At 70.4% G+C, this 19784-nt stretch carries 21 protein-coding genes and 1 tRNA gene; 8 read left to right on the top strand and 14 right to left on the bottom strand.

Translation table 11 applies throughout. The features are described 5' to 3' along the window. Position 1: 1 nt before the first annotated feature. A complete protein-coding gene (dcd, locus tag ACEXQC_RS08810; protein WP_374820533.1) occupies positions 2-607 on the bottom strand; it encodes a dCTP deaminase in 606 nt (201 codons plus the stop codon). Between the two features lie 64 nt (positions 608-671). Between dcd and ACEXQC_RS08805 the strand changes: the two genes are divergently transcribed. The 7 genes from ACEXQC_RS08805 (at position 672) to ACEXQC_RS08775 (ending at position 4968) form a co-directional block, all read left to right on the top strand. Then, a tRNA-Gly gene (locus tag ACEXQC_RS08805) sits at positions 672-745 on the top strand. Positions 746-763: 18 nt separating this feature from the next. Next, positions 764-1177 carry a DoxX family protein gene (locus ACEXQC_RS08800; RefSeq protein WP_374820531.1) on the top strand — a complete coding sequence of 138 codons (414 nt, stop codon included), beginning with the start codon at positions 764-766 and terminating at the stop codon, positions 1175-1177. Next, positions 1174-2133 (top strand): nucleoside hydrolase, encoded by a 960-nt coding sequence (locus tag ACEXQC_RS08795; RefSeq protein ID WP_374820529.1) that lies wholly within the window; start codon positions 1174-1176, stop codon positions 2131-2133. The genes ACEXQC_RS08800 and ACEXQC_RS08795 overlap by 4 nt, the downstream gene beginning before the upstream one ends. Beyond that, entirely contained in the window at positions 2130-3221 is a 1092-nt protein-coding gene (locus tag ACEXQC_RS08790; protein ID WP_374820528.1) for an MBL fold metallo-hydrolase, read from the top strand. Before ACEXQC_RS08795 ends, ACEXQC_RS08790 begins: the two co-directional genes overlap by 4 nt. Further along, the gene (locus tag ACEXQC_RS08785) at positions 3221-3919 is read left to right on the top strand and encodes a dienelactone hydrolase family protein (RefSeq protein ID WP_374820526.1); all 699 of its coding nucleotides are present in this window, start codon (positions 3221-3223) and stop codon (positions 3917-3919) included. Before ACEXQC_RS08790 ends, ACEXQC_RS08785 begins: the two co-directional genes overlap by 1 nt. An 11-nt stretch (positions 3920-3930) precedes the next feature. Further along, positions 3931-4233: a DUF2470 domain-containing protein gene (locus ACEXQC_RS08780; RefSeq protein WP_374820524.1), complete on the top strand. Its 303-nt coding sequence runs from the start codon at positions 3931-3933 to the stop codon at positions 4231-4233. A gap of 75 nt (positions 4234-4308) precedes the next feature. Further along, complete coding sequence (locus tag ACEXQC_RS08775; protein WP_374820522.1) at positions 4309-4968, top strand: biliverdin-producing heme oxygenase; 660 nt, start codon at positions 4309-4311, stop codon at positions 4966-4968. 32 nt (positions 4969-5000) lie between these two features. On the opposite strand, the gene ACEXQC_RS08770 is transcribed toward ACEXQC_RS08775, so the two are convergent. The 3 genes from ACEXQC_RS08770 to ACEXQC_RS08760 all read right to left on the bottom strand — a co-directional run bounded on the left by ACEXQC_RS08770 (position 5001) and on the right by ACEXQC_RS08760 (position 11388). After that, a complete protein-coding gene (locus ACEXQC_RS08770; protein WP_374820520.1) occupies positions 5001-7013 on the bottom strand; it encodes a YhgE/Pip family protein in 2013 nt (670 codons plus the stop codon). Next, complete coding sequence (locus tag ACEXQC_RS08765; protein WP_374820518.1) at positions 7010-10039, bottom strand: MMPL family transporter; 3030 nt, start codon at positions 10037-10039, stop codon at positions 7010-7012. The genes ACEXQC_RS08770 and ACEXQC_RS08765 overlap by 4 nt, the downstream gene beginning before the upstream one ends. A 68-nt stretch (positions 10040-10107) precedes the next feature. Further along, positions 10108-11388 (bottom strand): ATP-dependent DNA helicase, encoded by a 1281-nt coding sequence (locus ACEXQC_RS08760; protein ID WP_374820516.1) that lies wholly within the window; start codon positions 11386-11388, stop codon positions 10108-10110. A 57-nt stretch (positions 11389-11445) separates the two neighbouring features. Between ACEXQC_RS08760 and ACEXQC_RS08755 the strand changes: the two genes are divergently transcribed. Next, positions 11446-12486 carry a hypothetical protein gene (locus tag ACEXQC_RS08755; protein ID WP_374820514.1) on the top strand — a complete coding sequence of 347 codons (1041 nt, stop codon included), beginning with the start codon at positions 11446-11448 and terminating at the stop codon, positions 12484-12486. Here ACEXQC_RS08755 and ACEXQC_RS08750 read toward each other — a convergent pair. The 10 genes from ACEXQC_RS08750 to ACEXQC_RS08705 form a co-directional block, all read right to left on the bottom strand. Further along, positions 12483-13583: a zinc-binding metallopeptidase family protein gene (locus ACEXQC_RS08750; protein ID WP_374820512.1), complete on the bottom strand. Its 1101-nt coding sequence runs from the start codon at positions 13581-13583 to the stop codon at positions 12483-12485. The genes ACEXQC_RS08755 and ACEXQC_RS08750 overlap by 4 nt on opposite strands. Then, on the bottom strand, positions 13580-15547 hold the full coding sequence (locus ACEXQC_RS08745) for a bifunctional copper resistance protein CopD/cytochrome c oxidase assembly protein (protein WP_374820510.1): 1968 nt from the start codon (positions 15545-15547) through the stop codon (positions 13580-13582). Before ACEXQC_RS08745 ends, ACEXQC_RS08750 begins: the two co-directional genes overlap by 4 nt. Positions 15548-15667: 120 nt before the next feature. Continuing rightward, a complete protein-coding gene (locus tag ACEXQC_RS08740; protein ID WP_022897485.1) occupies positions 15668-15955 on the bottom strand; it encodes an HU family DNA-binding protein in 288 nt (95 codons plus the stop codon). A gap of 103 nt (positions 15956-16058) precedes the next feature. Further along, positions 16059-16364 carry a 30S ribosomal protein S14 gene (gene rpsN, locus ACEXQC_RS08735; protein WP_022897486.1) on the bottom strand — a complete coding sequence of 102 codons (306 nt, stop codon included), beginning with the start codon at positions 16362-16364 and terminating at the stop codon, positions 16059-16061. Positions 16365-16368: 4 nt separating this feature from the next. Continuing rightward, entirely contained in the window at positions 16369-16536 is a 168-nt protein-coding gene (gene rpmG, locus ACEXQC_RS08730) for a 50S ribosomal protein L33 (protein WP_022897487.1), read from the bottom strand. Next, the gene (rpmB, locus tag ACEXQC_RS08725) at positions 16536-16772 is read right to left on the bottom strand and encodes a 50S ribosomal protein L28 (RefSeq protein WP_374820506.1); all 237 of its coding nucleotides are present in this window, start codon (positions 16770-16772) and stop codon (positions 16536-16538) included. The genes rpmG and rpmB overlap by 1 nt, the downstream gene beginning before the upstream one ends. A gap of 162 nt (positions 16773-16934) precedes the next feature. After that, positions 16935-17336: a Fur family transcriptional regulator gene (locus ACEXQC_RS08720; RefSeq protein ID WP_374820504.1), complete on the bottom strand. Its 402-nt coding sequence runs from the start codon at positions 17334-17336 to the stop codon at positions 16935-16937. Further along, a complete protein-coding gene (locus tag ACEXQC_RS08715) occupies positions 17333-18163 on the bottom strand; it encodes a metal ABC transporter permease (RefSeq protein WP_374820502.1) in 831 nt (276 codons plus the stop codon). Before ACEXQC_RS08715 ends, ACEXQC_RS08720 begins: the two co-directional genes overlap by 4 nt. Then, positions 18163-19032, bottom strand: a complete 870-nt coding sequence (locus tag ACEXQC_RS08710) for a metal ABC transporter permease (protein ID WP_374820500.1) — start codon at positions 19030-19032, stop codon at positions 18163-18165. The genes ACEXQC_RS08715 and ACEXQC_RS08710 overlap by 1 nt, the downstream gene beginning before the upstream one ends. 2 nt (positions 19033-19034) lie before the next feature. Next, complete coding sequence (locus ACEXQC_RS08705) at positions 19035-19781, bottom strand: metal ABC transporter ATP-binding protein (RefSeq protein ID WP_374820498.1); 747 nt, start codon at positions 19779-19781, stop codon at positions 19035-19037. Positions 19782-19784: the final 3 nt, after the last annotated feature.

Below are 19784 nucleotides of genomic sequence, written 5' to 3'. Positions count from 1 at the left end.
CTTACTCGCCGGGGGCGCCCTCGGCGGTGGTCGAGACGTCGGTGCGGTGGAAGTTGAGGTGCGAGCGCGACGCCGTGGGCCCGCGCTGCCCCTGGTAGCGCGAGAGGTACTCGCTCGAGCCGTAGGGCCTCTCGGTAGGGCTCGAGAGCTGGAAGAAGCACAGCTGGCCGATCTTCATGCCCGGCCACAGCTTGATGGGCAGCGTCGCCACGTTCGAGAGCTCGAGGGTCACGTGCCCCGTGAATCCGGGATCGATGAAGCCCGCCGTGGAGTGGGTGAGCAGGCCGAGCCGGCCGAGCGAGCTCTTGCCCTCGAGTCGCGCCGCGATGTCGTCCGGCAGGCCCACTCGCTCGTAGGTGGCGCCCAGCACGAACTCGCCGGGGTGCAGGATGAACGGCTCGTCGGGCTTGGCCTCGATGAGCCTCGTGAGCTCGGGCTGATCCTCGGCCGGATCGATGAAGGGGTACTTGTGGTTGTCGAACAGCCGGAAGTAGCGATCGAGGCGGACATCGACGGAGGAGGGCTGCACCATGGCCTCGTCGAACGGCTCGAGGCTGACGCGGTTCTCGCGGATCTGGGAGCGGATGTCGCGGTCGGAGAGGAGCACGCAGTCAGTGTAGCGGCGAGCCCACCCGGTATGATGGCTCAGGACCTCGCCAGGGCGGGGCCACGCGGATGTAGTTCAATGGTAGAACTTCAGCTTCCCAAGCTGATAGCGCGGGTTCGATTCCCGTCATCCGCTCCACTGGGCCAGGATGGCCTCATGACACCTCCGAAGAAGCGCTCCGTCGCCCGCACCCTAGGCCGCGTCGGCCTCGGCCTCGCCCTCGTGTTCGCGGGGGTCAGCCACCTCACCTTCGCCCGCGACGACTTCAAGGCGCAGGTTCCCGACTTCGCCAAGGAGCTCGCTCCGAAGGGCGAGGATCAGGTGGTCGTGGGTTCGGGCATCGCCGAGATCGCCCTCGGCCTCTCGTTCCTCGTGCTCCCGAAGCACAAGAAGGCCGTGGGCACGATCGCTGCGGTGTTCTTCACCGCGATCTTCCCCGGCAACCTCTCGCAGTGGGTCAACCGGCGCAGCGCCTTCGGCCTCGACACCGACGGCAAGCGCTTCGGCCGCCTCTTCTTCCAGCCCCTGCTCGTGGCCTGGGCTCTCTGGTCGACACGCTCCCCCCGATGACGCACAGCGTGGTGCTCGACGTCGACACCGGGGTCGACGACGCGCTCGCGCTCCTCTTCGCCGTCGCGCACCCCGACATCGAGCTGCTCGGCGTCACATGCGTCGCGGGGAATACGTCTCTCGAGAACGTGGTCGCCAACACCTTCCGGATGCTGGATGCGGCCGGCGCCCCGCAGATCCCCGTCGCCGCGGGGGCCACGAGGCCCCTCATCGAACCCGTGCGCCACTCGCACGTGCACGGCACCGACGGGCTGGGCGACCTGCGCCTGCCCGCGAGCACGAGGCGCCTCGATCCGCGTCACGCCGTCGATCTGCTGCGCGACCTCATCCTCGGCAGCGCCGAACCGGTCACGATCGTGGCCCTCGCACCCCAGACCAACATCGCGCTGCTGCTGCGCCAGCACCCCGAGGTCGCCGAGCGCCTCGCGCGCATCGTGTTCATGGGCGGATCGGCCTCGGGCGGCAACGCCACCGCCGTGGCGGAGTTCAACGTGTGGCACGACCCGGAGGCCGCGGCCATCACCCTCGGCTCCGGCGTGCCCACCCTCATGTACGGCCTCGACGTCTTCAACCGGGTGACCGTCGACGAAGCGGCCGCGGATGCGCTGCGCGACAGCTCCACCGCGTCGGGACGGCTCGCCGGTGCGCTCCTCCACTTCCCGATGGCCGACGACCCCGTCACCGCCTCCTACGGCGGGCACATCGGCGACGCCGGGGCGGTCTGCGCCCTCGTGGACCCGGGGGCGCTGCGCATCGAGCACCTGCCGGTGCGGGTGGAGCTCGCGGGGCAGAGCCGCGGGCAGACGGTCGTGGATCGCCGCGAGAGGCAGGGCGAGGACACCGTGCACGCCGTGCATGCCTCCGGCCCCGTGGCGCATCCGATCGATGTCGCCCTCGAGGTGGATGCTGCGCGCGTCGCGCGCCTCTTCGTCGAGACGATCGCGCGGCTGCCGTGAATCCGCTGCAGGCGGTGAGCGGCGCCGAGCTCGAGGCGGAGACCGGCGGCGGCACGGGTGCCGACCTCGGGCCCGCTCTCGTGCGCGAGGGTGTGTGGGTGCTCGCGCAGCCCACCGGCGCCGCGCATCCGCCCCGCTTCACCCTGAGCTACCTCATCGAGGACGACCAGCACGGGCTGCACCTCGTCGACCCGGGCATCGACGACGCCGAGGGGGCCAACCGCGCCCGCCTGAGCGCCGTGCTGCAGAGCCTCGGGCGCTCGGAGCACGATCTGGCCTCCACGATCGTGACCCACCTTCACCACGACCACCTCGCCCTCGCCGAGCACCTGCAGCGCGAGCACTCGGTGCCCCTCGCCCTGCACCGCGCCGATCAGGAGGCCGCGCTGCGGCTGGCGGAGGCGGGGCCCTCGAGGGCCGAGACCACCCGGGCGAAGCTCGTGGAGTGGGGGGTGCCCGAGCGGGAGCGCGGGGCCCTCGAGGTGGCGGCGGGGGCAACGGCCACGGCTTCAGCATCGGCTACGACCACGCCCACCTCCCCCGCCCCGGCGCCCCTCCGGCCCGTGCTCGCCGACGTGCTGCTCGACGACGACGAGCACCTCGCCATCCCCGGCCGCACCGTGCGCGTGCTCCCCACCCCCGGGCACACGCCCGGCCACATCGCCCTCGTCGACGAGCGCGAGCGGCTGCTCTTCACGGGCGACCACCTGCTGCCCACCCTGTTCCCCGGCATCGGCCTCGGCGGCCCCACCCCGGATGCGATCGGCGACTACCTGCGCTCGCTCGACGCCCTCGAGCCGTTCGCGCGGGTCGAGACCCCCGACGACCCCGGCTACGAGGTGCTCCCGGGCCACGGCCACCGTTTCACGGGCCTCGCCGACCGCATCGACACCACCCGCAGGCACCACGTGCGTCGCTCGCACGAGGTCGCCGCCGTGCTCGCCGAGTCGCCGGGCGCCACGACCTGGCAGATCGCCGAGCGCATCCACTGGACCGCCGGATTCGCGGGCCTCGAGGGGTTCTTCCTGCTCTCGGCGCTCCGACAGACCGCGATGCACGTGGCCCACTTGTCGATGGAGGCGCGCTGATGCCCGAGTTCGTCGAGATCCCCTCCCCCGGTTGGCCGCTCGAGTTCGGCAAGGCCGGTCGGCCGGTCGTGGTGATCGTGCACGACGCCTACGGGCGCCTGCCCTACCTCGAGGCGTATGCGAGAGCCCTCGCTGATCAGGGGTTCTTCGTGCAGGTGCCCGACCTGTTCGACGGCGTGGCGACCATCGATCCCGAGGGAGCGACCGAGCTCGCCGACGGCCTCGACGAGGGCTTCGCCCTCGCGGCCCTCGAGACGGCCCTCGACCTCGGCCGCGCGGGCACCGACCCCGAGCCGCTCGCCGCGCTCTCCCCCGCGGCCGACGGCCCCCCTGCCGCGCCCAGGGCCGGCGTGATCGGCCTCGGTCTCGGCGGCCACCTCGCACTGCGCCTCGCCCAGCAGGGCGCGGTGGATGCCGTGGTCGCCTACTACGCGGCCCTCACCGACGAGGAGGCCGGCATCATCCCGTGCCCCGTGCTCGTGCACCGACCGGACGACCCGCGCTGGCTCGCCGGGCTCGACGCCGACAGGCTGCTGGGCCGCCTCAAGGAGCACGGCACACCCGTGACGCAGCACCGCTACGCCGGCACCTCCGAGGGGTTCGCCAACGCCACCGTACTGCCCCTGCTCGACAAGAACGCCGCCGCGCTCTCGTTCGCCCGCTCCACGTATTTCCTGCAGGCGCAGCTGCTCGACTAGCGTGTGGGGCTGTGACCACCTTCTCCCCCGACATCGTCGACGCCATCCTCCGCCACATGAACGGCGACCACCCGGACGACAACCTGCTCATCGCACGAGCCTTCGTGGATCCCTCCGCCGAGGCGGCCACCATGGTGGATCTCGACGGCGACGGGGGAGTGTGGGACGTGTCGATCGGCGGCGACGCGACCCGAGCATCCGTCGCCTGGCCCGCCGGGCCCATCACCGAGCGCGCCGAGGTGCGGCGCGAGATCGTGGCGCTCTACGACGACGCGTGCGCCGTGCTCGGGATCGAACCCCGAGCGCACTCGTGAGAAATTCCTAGGCTCCTGGCGCCGTCTGTCGCTAAAGTTAGGGCACACTAACTTCGACCGTCTGGGAAAGATCGTATGGCTGCCGTAATCCCCTTCTCGCAGGCTCTCCGCGAGCGCACCTGGACGGGTCACAGCGACTCCGAGGGTGCTGGCTTCATGACCGACCTCATGAGCGGCAAGGGCACGCGCGACGACTACATCTCGCTCGTGGCCCAGCACTTCTTCATCTACGAGGCCCTCGAGGCCGCCGCGGACCGCATGAAGAACGACCCGGTGGCCGCGTCGTTCATCTCGCCCAAGCTCACGCGCCTCCCGGCAATCCGGGAAGACCTGCGGTTCCTCATCGGCGACGACTGGCGCGAGCGGATCACACCGCTCCCCACCACCGCGCGCTATGTACGGCGCATCGAGGAGGTCGCGGCCACCTGGAACGGCGGCTTCATCGCCCACCACTACACGCGCTACCTCGGCGACCTCTCGGGCGGGCAGATCATCCGCACCCTCATGCAGCGCCAGTTCGGCTTCGAGACCAACGGCGTGGGCTTCTACCTCTTCGGCGACATCGCGAAGCCCAAGGAGTTCAAGGAGACCTACCGCACCCAGCTCGACGCCGTGGGCTGGGACGACGCGGAGCGCGACCGCGTGATCGACGAGGTGCTCGTGGCGTACCGCTTCAACACCGAGCTCTTCCTCGACCTCGCCGATGCGAAGGCGTCAGCCGCCCAGCTCGCCTGACCAGGCGATCGCCTGATCAGGCGGGCATCTCGCTAGGCCAGCACAGCCCGCGGTGCCACGGTGCTCCGGGATCGGGCCCTGCTCACGGCGATGAGGGTGAAGACGAGCCCCACGGCCGCGAACACGAGCAGCACGAGCGCCTCCTGCGCCGCGACACCCGGTGATCCGCCCCCGATGAGGGCCTGCATGCCCTTGACGGCATGCGTCAGCGGCAGCACCGAGGCGAGGCCCGTGTAGAGCGGCGAGCTCAGTCCTCCCGGCACGATCACCGCGGCCGCCGCGATCTGCACCACCACGAGGGCGAGCGAGATGAGCCTGCCCGCCTGGCCGAACAGCGCCACGAGTCCCTGGTGCAGCATCACGAACGCGAGCGACATGATGAGCGAGAACAGGATGCCGCCGGCCACCTGCGTGGGAGCGGCCCCCACGGCGAAGAGCACGACGGCCACCACGGCGCCCTGCACGAGCGCGAGCACGGCGGCAGGCACGAGCGCCCCGATCACCACCCGGAAGGTCGATGCGGTGGAGGCGAGCGCCCGCCGACTGAACGGCGCGAGCAGCAGGTAGATCGCGAACGCCCCGATCCAGAGCGCGAGCGGAACGGCGACCGCCGCGATGGCCGCGGTGGGGGAGGGGAGCGCGTCGATGTCGGTCTGTTCCGTCACGACGGGAGCGGACACGACGGTCGAGATGGTCTGCTGCTGCGCATCGGTGTAGCTCGGCACGTTGGTCGCCAGCTCGCCGAGACCGGAGGAGAGAAGGCCCAGGTTGGTCGCGAGCTCGGTCGATCCAGTGGCGATGCCGGTCGCTCCCGTGGAGATCTCGCCGAGGCCCTTCGCCAGCTCGCCCGTGCCCACCGCGATCTCGCCGGTGCCTTTGGCGACCTCGGTGAGGGTGGTGGTGAGCAGGGGCAGATCCGCGGCGAACTCCGCAGCCCCCTGGCTCACGAGCGAGGCACCGGGCGAGAGCACCGTGTCGACTCCGAGGTAGTCGAGGTCGAGCAGCACGGTGAGGCCGCCCTGCTCCACGGCGATCGCGCCGGCCGCTGCGGCCGCCGCACCCACGGCGTCGCGATCCGGATCGGCCGGATCCATGCTGTCGTAGAGTGCGCCGAGCGAGAGCGCGAGGGCCGACTGCTGGTCGGTGATGCTCTGGCTCTCGGCGGCGCGGTCCTGGAACTGGCCGCGCACGATCGTGACGCCCTCGTTCACGATGGCGGTGCCCTGGGCGAGCTTGTCGGCGTAGACGGGCAGATCCGTCGTGCCGACCGCGATGGCGTTCATGCCCACGGCGAGGCCCTGCACGGCGGTGTCGAGATCGGTGGAGCCCTTGGCCGCACCGGCGATGGCCGTGGCGAGGTCTCCGGAGTAGCCGGCGAGCTGGGTCGCCCCGTTCGTCAGTTCTCCTGCGCCCGTGGCGGCCTTGCCGAGCTGCGTGTCGAGCTCGGTGAACGCGCCGAGCGTGCCGGTGACGTACTGCTTGGTGGACTGCTCGGAGAGGGCGGATTGCAGGTCGGAGGAGAGCGCGGCCGCGAGCATCTCGGTGACGTAGCTCGTGGCCCCGTTGGTCTGCACCTGCAGCTGCGCCTGCACGGGCTCGGTGGTGGCGGTGGAGGCGTAGGCGGCCGAGAAGTTCGTGGGGATGGTCACGACGGCCGAGAACTGCCCCGAGCCGAGGCCCTCCGAGGCCGTTCCGGAGTCGGTGACCGACCAGTCGAAGCCCTCGCCCGAAGTGCCCTTGGTGAGTTCGCTCACGAGGAGCTTGCCTGCCGCCACGGGTGTGCCGCCACCGGGATCGGTGGTGCTGACGGTGCCGTCGGAGCCGACGTACACGAGCACGTCCTGGTTCACCACGGCCGCCGGCAGCAGGGGAGTGGAGGCGTCGGCGCCGCTGGCGGCGCTGGCGGTATCGGTCTGGAGCGCCGTCACGGCGACTCCGGCGATGAGCAGCGGGGTCACGACGGCGAGCACCACGGCTACGCGCCTGGCCAGTGGCGAGAGGCCGCCGTCGTCACCGCGACGCACGAGGGAGCGGAGGCTGCTCATGCGGTCACCTCCTCTCGGGGGTTCGGATCGGACGGGCTGTCGGGAGGACTGTCGGACGGGCCATCTGGCGGGCCATCGGGCGGGCTGTCGGGCGAGGCGATGGCGGCCGGTGGCAGCTGCCCCGGGGGCGAGGGGGGAGTGGGCGGCTCGGGCACCACGGCGGCGAGCTCGATCACCCGCACCGGCCGGGATCCCGCCACGAGTCGCGCTCCGTGGTGCGCCACCACGAGGGTGGTCTCGAGCGGCAGCGCGGCGTCGACGATGGCGAGGGCGTGCTGCAGGTGGGCGGTGGGGATGCCCGTGGCGTCGATCGCGATGAGTCGCACACCTGTGCCGCGTCCCGACCCGGCACCGCGACCCGACCCGGCACCGCGACGCGATCCGGCGCTCGCGGTGGCGGTGGCCACGGCCAGCTGCCTCATCCACTCCGCGGCGAGCTCCGCACCCCACAGCTCGCTGAGCTCCTCACCGAGTTCGCGCTGCAGCCGCTCCTGCACGCTGAGGGCGCCGGCCGGCAGCTTCGCGAGCGGCAGTCGGTCCGAGAGCAGGTCGTCCTCCGTGGGCCGGGAGACGAGGATGCTGTGGCGGCGCAGCACGGCCGCGTGCACGGGCAGCGGCTGGTCGAGCACGCGCAGGTGACCCTGCAGCAGCCGCTGCCGGCCCGTGACGGCGGCGGCCACGGCCTCGGGATGGGTGCCGGTGGCGCCGGTCACGAGCACGAGCGAACCGGTCTCGGCGCGCACCGAGAACGGCGCCACGAGCCCGCCGGCGGCGGCCGACTCCACGATCGCGTGCTCGGCGGCCACCGCGAACGGCTCCTCGTCCTGCAGCGGCCGCCAGGCCACCGCGTCGAGCATCTCCCGCACACCCTCGCCCTCGAGGTCCACGTTCGGCAGCACCCGCTCGAGCGCCTTCGGGATGGCCCAGCCCGTCCGCCCGAGCAGCATCATGAGCGCGGGGATGAAGGTCATGCGCACGAGGAACGCGTCGATGAACACACCGGCCGCGAGCCCGAGCGCGATCGGCTGCAGCACGGCGTTGCCGCCGGGCACGAACGAGGCGAACACCGCGAACATGATGCACGCCGCGGCCGTCACCACGCGCGCCGCCCCGATGAAGCCGTGCTTCACCGAGTAGTGCGCGTCGCCGGTCTTCACGAACTCCTCGCGCATCCTCGACACCAGGAACACCTGGTAGTCCATCGCGAGGCCGAAGAGCACCGCCATGAGCAGGATCGGGAAGAAGCTGATCACCGGCCCCACCTTGGCGACCCCGAAGACGTCCGACAGCCATCCCCACTCGAAGACCGCGGTGACGATGCCGAACGACGCCCCCACCGAGAGCAGGTAGCCGATGGTGGCCGAGATCGGCACGGCGAGCGAGCGGAACACGATCGTGAGCAGGATGACGCAGAGCCCCACCACCACCACTCCGTAGGGCAGCAGCGCCGAGCCGAGCTGGGCGGAGACGTCGATGCCGAGCGCGGTCTGCCCCGTCACCTGGTAGGTGAACCCGTTGGCCTCCTCGAAGGCGGGGGCCATGTCACGGATCGTGTGCACGAGCGCCTCGGTCTGCACGCTGTCGGGCGCGCTCGAGGGGATGATCGAGACGATCGCCATGTCGAGCGTGGGGTTGGGGCCGGCCTGGCTCACGGAGGCCACGTCGTCGAGCCCCGTGAACTGGTCGTGCAGGGCGTCGAGCGCCGGCACGATGTCGGTGACCTGGGAGATGTCGGCCGTCACGAGGAGGGGGCCGTTGAAGCCCTCGCCGAAGCCCGTCTTGAGCAGGTCGTAGCCCTCGCGCGACATCGTGCCCTCGGGGTTGTAGCCCGCGTCGGGGAGGGTGAGCCTGAGCGATCCGGAGAGCGCGGGCAGCGCCACCGTCACGAGCCCGATGACCACCACGATCACCGTGATGATCGGCTTGGCGGTGGCGAGCGCCACCCAGCGGGCGCCGAGGGTGCGGCGCGTCGAGGTGGGGTCGGCCGAGGCGAGCTCCCGCCTGGCGGACCGGGAGGTGGGCTTCGGGATGAGCCTCCGCCCGAAGAGGCCCAGGATGGCGGGCAGCAGCGTGAGCGCCACGAGCACGGCGATCACCACGGAGAGGGCCGCGCCGAGGCCCATGACCGTGAGGAACGGGATCTGCACCACCGAGAGACCGAGCAGCGCGATGATGACGGTGAGGCCCGCGAACACCACGGCGCTGCCGGCCGTGGCCACGGCGGTGGCAGCGGACTCCTTCGGCTCCATTCCCTCGATGAGGTGCGTGCGGTGCCTGGCCACGATGAAGAGCGCGTAGTCGATGCCCACGGCGAGCCCCAGCATGGTCGCGAGCAGGGGAGCGGTCGACGAGATGCTCACGAAGCCCGAGACGATCGTGATGGCGGTGGACGTGACGGCCACGCCGATGATCGAGGTCACGAGCGGCATGCCGGCGGCCAGCAGCGAGCCGAACGTGATGATGAGCACGATGAACGCCACGACGAGGCCGACGGCCTCGGTGTAGTCCACACCGGATTCCGGCGGGTCGGTCACGCCGGAGAAGGCCACGGTGAGCCCGCCGCCCTGCGCGATGTCGCCCGCCGCCACGACCGCCTCGTTCTGCGCGGTGGTGAGCTCGGTGGTGGCCACGTCGTACTGCACGTTCGCGTAGGCCATCGTGCGGTCGGCGTTGATCTGGGCGGTCGCGTCGGCGGCGAAGGGGCTCGTGACGAACGAGACGTGATCGAGCTTCGTGAGGGCGTCGACCGAGCTCGCGATCTGGGTCTCGAAGCCGTCGATGGTCTGGCCGGAGGGCGCCACGTAGATGACTTTCGCCGAGCCGCCCGAGGCGGCGGGGAACCGCTGGTCGAGCATGTCGATCGCCGACTGCGCCTCGGTGCCGGGAATGGTGAACGACGACGACATCGTGCCGCCGAGAGCGCCGGCCCCCGTGATCGCGAGACCGAGGATGACGATCCATCCGACGATCACCGCGATGCTCCGTCGAGCAGCGAACAGACCGATCCGATACAGCAGCGTAGCCATGAGTGTCCCCTCCACTCCGAAGGCTAGCGCCCGCGGGAGTCACCCAGCGGCCCGGTGAACGCCCCCGTTCAGGGGGTCTCGGGGGCGGGGCGGCGGCTCATGAAGGACTGCACGGCGGGGTCGACGATGATGTCGGAGGGGCGGAGCGGGCGGGTGAGGTAGAGGCCCGAGAGCGACGTGAGGCGGGAGAGCGCCACGTACGTCTGGCCAGGGCTGAACACGCGAGCCCCGAGATCGACCACCGCCTCGTCGTAGGTCTGACCTTGCGACTTGTGGATGGTGACGGCCCAGGCGAGGCGCAGCGGGAACTGCGTGAACTCGCCGATGACCTCCTTGGTGAGCTGCTTCGACTCGGGGGAGTAGGAGTAGCGGTGCTTCTCCCAGGCCACCGGATCGACCTCGTGCACGTCGCCTCCGACCTCCACCCACACGGTCGACGAGATCTTGGTGACCGTGCCCACGGTGCCGTTGACCCAGCGCCCCTCGGCGTCGTTGCGCAGGAACATCACCTGCGCGCCCACCTTGAGCTCGAGCTTCTCGTCGGCCGGATACGCGCGGCCGCCGAAATCGCCGCTGATCTCGGCCTTCGCCGACAGCACGCGACCGGGGAGCTTGCCGAGCGCGGCCTGGTTGATCCTGTTCACCGAGTCGTTGCGGGTGGCGAGCGTGATGGCCGTGTCGGGCGCGGGTGTGCGGGCCCCCGTGCTGTTGAGCACGTCGGCGATCTCCTTGGTGACCATGCCGAAGCGCACGGCGTTGAGCATGAACTTGAACTCGTCGTCGTGCTGGCGGTGGATCTCGGTGAGCTCCACGATCTCGAGCGGAGCCTCCTCCCACACTTTCGCGTCGAAGAACCACATCGAGCGGTAGTGGTCGGTGAAGTAGGCGCGCTCGTCGCTGTCACCCGGCACGGGCGCCAGCTGGTACGGATCGCCGAACAGCACCACCTGCACCCCGCCGAAGGCCTCGAGCGGGCGCTGCCTCGCCTGACGCAGCGAGCGGTCGATCGCATCCATGAGGTCGGCGTTGACCATGGAGACCTCGTCGATCACGAGCGTGTCGATCGTGTTGAGGAGCTTCTTGACCTCGCGGTTCTGCTCGATGTCGTGATCGGCGATGACCCCGATGGGCAGCCGGAAGAGCGAATGGATGGTCTGCCCGCCCACATTGAGCGCAGCGACCCCCGTGGGGGCCGAGATGACGAGCTGCTTCTCGGTGTTCCACGAGAGGTGGTTGAGCAGCGTGGACTTGCCCGTACCGGCGCGCCCGGTGACGAACACGTGGTTGCGGGTGCCCTCCACGAGGTCGAACACCCGCTGCTGTTCGGCCGAGAGGGTGGGGCGTGCCATCCGACCAATCTACCGCTCTGCCAGGGCGGGAATCCGGGCCCCGCCTAAACTGTGCACATGGATCCGGCCGATGTGGAGACGCGCACCGCGCTGCACCGGTCGATCGTGATCTACACAGGGCTGCTGCTGCTCACGGTCGCCGCCCTCTTCGCCGCCATCGGCATCCTCAATCGAGAGGTCTACAGCGCCTCCGCCTTCGTGCGCATGTACCTCGAGGCGCTCTCCGACCACGACGTGGATGCGGCTCTGGCCACGCCGGGCGTGGATCTCGGCACCGACGACGCCCCGGGAACGGGTGAGGCCTCGCTCGTGGATGCGGATGCGCTCAGCCGGCTCGACGCCATCGACGAGGTGAGCGACACCGAGATCCTGCCCGGGCGCCACCGCATCGTCTACTCCTACGACCTCGGTGCCGGATCCGGCGACACCGCCGTCGCCGTGCCCGGTCAGACCGAGTTCGACGTGGTGCAGACCGGCACGAGCTGGCTGTTCTTCCCCCAGTGGGAGTTCTCGCGGTCGCCCACCGCCCATGCCGGCATCACGGTGTCGCACGCCGCCGACATCACGGCGGGCACCGCGCAGGTCGAGATCGGTGCGCCGGGCGACTTCCGCGCGAGCGGCGAGTTCGAGGTGCTCGTGCCGAGCCTCACGATGCTCTCGCACCGGTCGACCTACCTCGGCGCCGTGCCCACGCGGCTCACCGCCACCACGCCCTCGTCGAGCGTCAGCGCCATCGTCGACGTGCAGCCCACGACCCTCTTCCTCGAGACCGTGCAGAAGACCGTCGACCAGTTCCTCGACGACTGCGCCGACCAGCCGCTGCTCTACCCGCCCGGCTGCCCGTTCGGGCTCGATGTGAACGACCGCATCGCCTCCGAGCCGTCGTGGTCGATCGAGAGCTACCCGGTGCTGACCATCCTGGCCGGGCAGGAGAGCTGGATCGTGCCGAACTCCACCGGGTCCGCCCGCGTGCGGGTCGACATCCGCTCGCTCTTCGACGGCACGGTCACGACCCTCGACCAGGTGGTGCCCTTCGACTCCACCTTCTCGCTCACGATCGACGCCGAGGGCGCAGTGGTCTTCGGGAGCCGCGGCTAGCGGTCGTCTCGCAGCGCTTCGCCGGCGGCCTGGCGCGCCCGACCGACCACGAGGCGGTGCACGAAGGCGAGCTTCTCCGCCACGGGAGGCACGATGCCGAACGGATACAGATCCCGGAGCCCCATCGACCGGTTCACCCGGTTGAACATGAGCGAGAGCCAGCGCCAGTCGGCGAGCACCTCGTCGAAGTCGGCGCCCGAGTACGACGCCCTCGGCACCACGTCACCGTGCTCGAAACCCGCGATCCGCTCGGCCTGCAGCACCACGCCGGAGTACGCGGCCGTGGAGAGGGTGCCCGTGATGTGCAGGTAGTGCGCGAAGGTCTCGGCGAAGTCCTCCCACGGGTGCATCGTGGCGTAGTCCGAGATGTAGTGCGCGATCCGCCCCTCGGGGGCGCCCTCGCGGTAGTGCCTCTCGCGTGCGGCACGGTAGCTCGCGCGCTCGTCTCCGAAGAGCCTCCTGCACTCCTCCCAGAGCTCGCCCGTGCCGGGGGCCGCCCCCGGTTCGTCGAGCAGCATCCTCTGGTAGTAGTGGCCGATCTCGTGCCGGAAGTGCCCGAGCATGGTGCGGTACGGCTCGCCGAACCGCACACGCAGGGTCTCGCGGTGCACGTCGAGCGACTCGGCGAGATCGATCGTGATGACGCCGCGCGAGTGCCCGATGGTGACGGGGGGACCGCCTACGCTCGACACGAGGTCGAAGGCGAGGCCGCCCTTCTTCACGTAGTGCGGCTCGATCGGCAGCCCGAGATCGATGAGCTGCACGAGCAGTCGGCGTTTGTCGGCGGCGACCTTCGCGAGCCTCCGCAGCGCCGCCGCGTCGTCGTCGGCGGGCCGCCGGCGGGTGAGTCGGCAGCTCAGGCACGGGGTTCCCGGCTGGTCGCCGTCGGCCAGCCACGAGCAGCGCGAGTCGCGATTGACGCACGGGTGGTGACCGGCGGCGGCGTCGAGCGCCACGAACGAGCCGGAGGCCGGATCGAAGGCGAGGTCGGTCGAGCAGCTCGGACACCTGAGCGTCTCGGGGAACACGAGCGAGCCGCAGACCGGGCAGTGCGGATCGACACCGGGCCGATCCGCAGCGGGTTGGTCGCCGCTCACCTCCGGCCGCCGTTCTGCGACAGCTTCTCGAGCATGGCGTTGTACTCGCCGAGCTCGGCGTCGTTCGTGCGGTCGGCCTTGCGGTCGAGCCGCCTGGTCTCCTTCTTGTCGTTGCGAGACCACTGCACCGCCACGATGAGCGCGATGATGAACGTCGGCACCTCGCCGATGCTCCAGGCGATGCCGCCGCCCGTGCGCTGGTCGTCGAGCGCGCTCTGCCCCCAGTCGCGACCCGTGGCGCCGTACCAGTCGGCCAGCAGCAGTCCGTTGCCCTCGATGAGCGCGAGCCCGAAGAACGCGTGGAACGCCATCGTGGCGAGCAGCAGCACGAGCTTGAAGGGGTAGGGCAGCTTGTACGGCACCGGGTCGATGCCGATGAGCGCCTGCACGAAGAGGTAGCCCACGATGAGGAAGTGCACGATCATCCACTCGTGCCCGATGTGGTTCTCCATCGACCAGCGGAAGAGCGGCGTGTAGTAGAACGCCACGAGGCTCGTGGCGAAGAGCACACCCGCCACGATGGGATTGGCCACCACCGAGGCGAACTTGGAGTGCACACCGAGGAGGATCCACTCCCGGAACCCGCGGGTGCCGTCGTCGCGCTTCTTGATGGCGCGCAGGGCGAGTGTCACGGGGCCCGAGAGCACGAGCAGCACGGGGATGGCCATGCTCAGCGTCATGTGCCCGAACATGTGCACGCTGAAGAGGTACTTCTCGTAGACGTTGAGCCCGCCGTTGGTCACGTAGAAGAGCAGCAGCAGTCCGGCGATCCAGAGCACCGAGCGGTACCACGGCCAGCGGTCGCCCCTGCGGTGCAAGCGGATGACGCCGGCCAGGTAGAACACGATCCCGAAGGCGCAGACGAGGATCCAGATGAGGTCGAAGTTCCATTGGGCGAGGAAGGTCGAGGCCGAGAGCTCGGGGGGAAGGGGCTCGCCCGTGAGGATCTGCGCGGCCGTCTGCTCGGGCGGCACCGTCTCGGGAATGGGGGTGGCCGTGCGGGCGAGGGCCGCGCCGAAGCCCGTGGCGATGCCCATGAAGCCCAGTTCGGCCACCACAAGCCACCAGAGGTGACGGCGGCGGCCCGTGCCCTCGAGCTTGCGGATCACGAAGCGGCGGTGCACGGCGCCGATGAGGCCGAGCGCGATGAGCGAGCCGACCTTCACGAGGACGAGCAGGCCGTAGGGGGTGAGCAGCCGGTCGAGCGAGCCGATCCGCAGCTCGGCGCTCACGTAGCCCGAGGCGGCGACCACCACGAAGCACACGAGCGCGACCGAGGAGTAGCGGCTCACCACCGCGACGAGGCGAGGGGTGTCGAGGCCGCGGCTCAGCAGCGCGATCACGAGCAGACCGCCGAGCCAGGCGGCGGCGAAGACGAGGTGCAGGCCGAGGGCCGCCACGGCCGCGTCGTGCCCGTCGGTGCCGGCGGCGTGGCCCTGCTGGGCCATGGGGATGAGCGCCACCACGGCGAGGGCCCCTACGAAGAGCAGCGCGGTGAGGTTGCGCACGGCGAAGCACAGCACCGTGATGACCGCGCCGATGAGCGTGGTGGCGAGCCAGGCCTGCCCGAGCTCGATCTGGGTGAGGAACTGGCCGAGGCCCTGGCTGAACGCGTCGTCGAAGCTCAGCGCCCGCGCGGTCACGCTCAGGTAGCTGAAGAAGCCCGTGAGGGCGGAGGCCACGGTGAAGAGCGCGGCGGATCCGGCTCCCACGTCGAGCGCACGCGAGAACGACGGGCTCGCGGGCGGGATGGCGAACAGCGCGAGGCCGAGGGCGCCGATCATGCCGGCCGCCGAGATGTTCACGAGCAGCTTGGCCATGGGCAGGCCGTAGCGCACCACGGATCCCGGATCCTCGAGCAGCTGGGGAGCGGCCCCGCCGCCGATCGCGAGCCCCACGAGGAGTGCGGCGAACGCGACCACGACGAGCGTGGCCGGGCCTGCGACACGCACGACTCTCAGCACCTGACTACTGTACGCGGCGCATCTGGGCGTTCTGTCTCTGTGCGCGGAAACGACGAAGGCGCCGACCGTGGTCGACGCCTTCGAGGTGTGCCGACCCGAAGGGCCGGTGAGGACTACTGACTACTTGGCGGCAGCCTTCAGCTTGGAGCCGGCCGAGATCTTGACCGAGTGACCGGCGGGGATCTCGATGGTGGCGCCCGTCTGCGGGTTGCGGCCGGTGCGAGCGGCACGCGAGGTGCGCTCGACGGCGAGCCAGCCCGGGATGGTGACCTTGGTGCCGGAGGCGACCGAGTCGGCCAGCGTCGAGAAGAGAGCGTCGAGCACCTCGTTGACGGAAGCCTGCGTCTGGCCGGAAGCGGCTGCGACGGCTGCGACGAGCTCGGTCTTGTTGAGTGACTTGTCAGCCATTAAGGTGTCCTCCTCGGACCTCTTCGCTACAGATGTAGCTGTTTACTAGGAACGGACCCGGCCTCGCGGGCCAGTTCGGTTGGTCTGTTCGACCGGGGGTAATTTACCAGCTGGACTTCGTAATGCCCGGCAATTCGCCCCGGTGAGCCATGTCGCGGAAGCGCACACGGCTGATACCGAACTTGGTGAGGACACCGCGGGGGCGGCCGTCGACGGCGTCGCGGCTGCGAACACGGATCGGCGACGCGTTGCGGGGGAGCTTCTGCAGACCGAGGCGAGCGGCTTCGCGCTCCTCGTCGGTCGACGTGGGGCTCACGAGAGCCTTCTTCAGCTCGAGGCGCTTGGCCGCGTAGCGGTCCACGATCACCTTGCGCTGCTCGTTGCGGGCGATCTTGCTCTTCTTGGCCATGTGGTTACCGCTCCTCTCGGAAGTCGACGTGCTTGCGGATGACGGGGTCGTACTTCTTGAGCACGAGACGGTCGGGGTCGTTGCGACGGTTCTTCTTGGTCACGTAGGTGTAACCGGTGCCTGCCGTCGAACGGAGCTTGATGATGGGACGGACGTCCTGCTGCTTGGCCATTAGAGCTTGATCCCCCGAGACTGGATGTCCTTGACGACGGACTCGATGCCGCGGACGTCGATGACCTTGATGCCCTTGGCGCTGAGCGTCAGGGTCACGTTACGGCGGAGCGACGGCACGTAGTACGTCTTCTTCTGCACGTTGGGGTCGAAGCGGCGCTTGGTGCGCCGGTGCGAGTGCGAGATGTTGTGACCGAAGCCGGGAACGGCTCCAGTCACCTGGCACACTGCTGCCATTGTTTCCTCCATTTGGTTACCGTGAAGCGAGTGCTTCACCCAAGATGACTTGTCGGCACGCCCGCCAAGTCGGCGCGCGCACAATGGGCGGAGGATTCCACCCAACCTGACAACCCTAGACGACCAGGGGCCTCACGGCAACTCGGCTCAGTGCACGTCGCTTCAGTGCGCGTCGCCGGCGGGCGGGGCCACGCAGGCCGAGCAGAACCCGAAGATGTCGACCACGTGCTCGGGGCGGCTGAAGCCGTGCAGCTGGGCGGTGCGGCGGGCCCACTCCTCCACCTCGTCGGCCTCGATCTCGACCGTGAGGCCGCAGCTGCGGCAGATCAGGTGGTGGTGGTGCTCGAGCGAGCACGCGCGGTAGAGCGACTCGCCCTCCGGCGACTGCAGCGAATCCGCCTCGCCCTCCTGCGCCAGATCGGCGAGAGCGCGGTAGACCGTGGCGAGGCCGATGTGGGAGCCCGAGTTCTTGAGCGAGGAGTGCAGCCCCTGCGCGCTCACGAAGCCCATCTGCGTGCCGAGGGCCGAGCGCACGGCCTCCCGCTGCCAGGTGTTCCGCTTCACGTCCGCGCCGCCTCTTCCGTCATCGTCCTGCCCTTCCACCGTAACGTGCGCAGCCGTGAGACCCCCAGGGCGAGCACGAAGAAGAGCGCCGCCGTGAGCGAAATGGCGGCGCCGGCGGCGATGCCGAGACCGCGGGAGGCGACGACCCCGATGACTCCCGAGAGCGCGCCGATCACGGGGGCCAGCACGAAGATCTGCGTCGTGGAGCGGGCGAGCAGGCGCGCGGCGGCCGCGGGGGCGGCGATGAGCGCGAGGGCGAGGATGGCTCCGACGGCGGGCATGGCCGTCACGACCGTGATCACCACGAGGGTGAGCGTGATGGCCTCGATCACCCACTCCCGGTACCCCGCGGCCCGGAAGCCGAGCGGATCGAGCGTGGAGAAGAGGATCTCCTTGCCCGTGAGGAGCAGCGCCAGGAGCGAGACGCCGAGCACCACGGCCGTGGCCGCGAGGTCGCTGTCGGTGGCGTTGAGGATCGAGCCGATGAGGTAGCTGTCGACGTGGATGGGCAGCTGCGGGAAGAAGGCCTGCAGGAACACCCCCAGCGCGAATCCCGTGGTGAGCACGACCCCCGAGGCCACCTGGGCGCCCTGCCGGGCGACCCGGCCCAGGAGGGTCATCGCCGCGATGAGCAGCACGCTCGAGGCGAAGGCCCCGATCATGACGTTCACACCGAGCGCCGCCGCCAGCACCGCTCCGGGGAAGGTGGCGTGCGTGAGCGCCTGGGTGAAGAAGGCCCGGCGGCGCAGCACCACCACGGTGCCCACGAGGCCGCAGACCACGCCGAGCAGGATCGCGATGAGGAGGGCGCGCTCGTAGTACCCCATCAGCTCACCGCCCGCATCCGGCGCGTGGCATCCACGAGCACCCGGGCGACGAGCACCACGAGGTAGCCCGCCACCACCACGAGCACGACCGTGGCGCCGCTCGGGGCCGGGATTCCCGCACCCACCGAGAGGGCGAAGGCCACCGAGAGCCCGATCCACCCCGAGAGGGCGGCGAAGGCGGCGGCGAGCGCCACGATGAGCCCGATCCGCCCCGCGATGAGGCGACCGACCGCCCCCGGGACGATGAGCACCGCGAGCACGAGCAGGTTGCCCACCGCGTTCGAGGCGGCCACCACCACGAGCGCGATGGCCACGTTGAGCGTGAGGTCGAGCGCGAGCACGCGGTAGCCCGCCGCCGCGGCGCCGTCGACGTCGAAGGCCCTGAACAGCTGGCCCCTGAAGGTCACGAGCACGAGCACGAGGGCGATCGCGCAGACCACGACGGTCTGCACGAGGTCGGCATCCGTCACCGTGAGCAGTCGGCCGAACAGCAGCTGGTCGAGCTGGCCCACGTAGTCGCTCTGGGTGGAGACCACGATGATGCCGATCGAGAACATGCCGGTGAGCACGATCGCGGTCGGCGCATCCGAGGATCCCGCCCGCCTGCTCACGAGCGTGAGCACGATCGCGGCCACGACCGCCGCGATCACGGCCCCGACGTAGAGGCCCTCGCGCCCCGCCACCACGAAACCGATCACGAGCCCGGGGAACACGGCGTGCACGAGGCCGTCGCTCACGAACTCGAGCGCCCTGAGGTTCACGAGCACGCCGATGACGCCGGCCACCACGGCGAGCGCGAGCAGCACGCCGAGCGCCTTCGCCATGAAGGGCAGGGCGAAGGGGTCGAGGAGGAAGGCGGCGGGGTCCACCGTCAGCAGGTCCGGGGCGGGGTGGGCGTGTAGAGCGAGAGCACGTCCTCCCGCTCGCCGTAGGCCACCTGGCGCCCGTCGAGCAGCAGCACGCGGTCGCAGACCTGGCGGGCGAGGTCGACGTCGTGGGTGGAGACGAGCACCGCCACTCCCTCGCGCTTGAGCTCGGCGAGGGTGGCCACGAGGGCCGTGCGGTTGGTCTGGTCGAGACCGTTGAAGGGCTCGTCGAGCAGCAGGAGGCCGGGCCGGGAGACGATCGATCGGGCGAGGATGCCGCGCTGCTGCTGACCGCCGGAGAGGTCGCCGAACCGGCGCTTGGCCCGGTCGGTGAGCCCCACGGAGGCGATGGCGCGCGCCACGGCGGCGCGGTCGGCGGCACGCGGCAGCCGGAACCAGCCGAGCGACCGGTAGCGACCCATCATGACGACCTGCTCGAGGGTCACGGGGAACTGCGGATCGAGGTCGTCGTGCTGCGGCATGTAGCCGATCGCCTCGGCGGAGCGCTGGCCGGGGCGCTGCCCTGCCACCTCGATGGAGCCCGCCACGAGCGGCACGAGGCCGAGGATGCCCTTCAGGAGCGTGGACTTGCCCGCACCGTTGGGGCCGATGAGCGCCACGGCCTCGCCGGGGGCCACCTCGATCGAGATGCCCTCGAGCACCGTCTGCGCGCCGTACGCGAACGCCGCGCCCGCCACCCGCAGAGCGGGGGCGGACGCGGGCGGGGTCGCTGCGGCGGCGCGTTCTGTCATCCG

This window comes from Herbiconiux liukaitaii, from assembly GCF_041927495.1.
GTDB classification, from domain to species: Bacteria; Actinomycetota; Actinomycetes; order Actinomycetales; family Microbacteriaceae; genus Herbiconiux; species Herbiconiux liukaitaii.
This window is presented reverse-complemented; position numbering and strand designations above follow the sequence as displayed.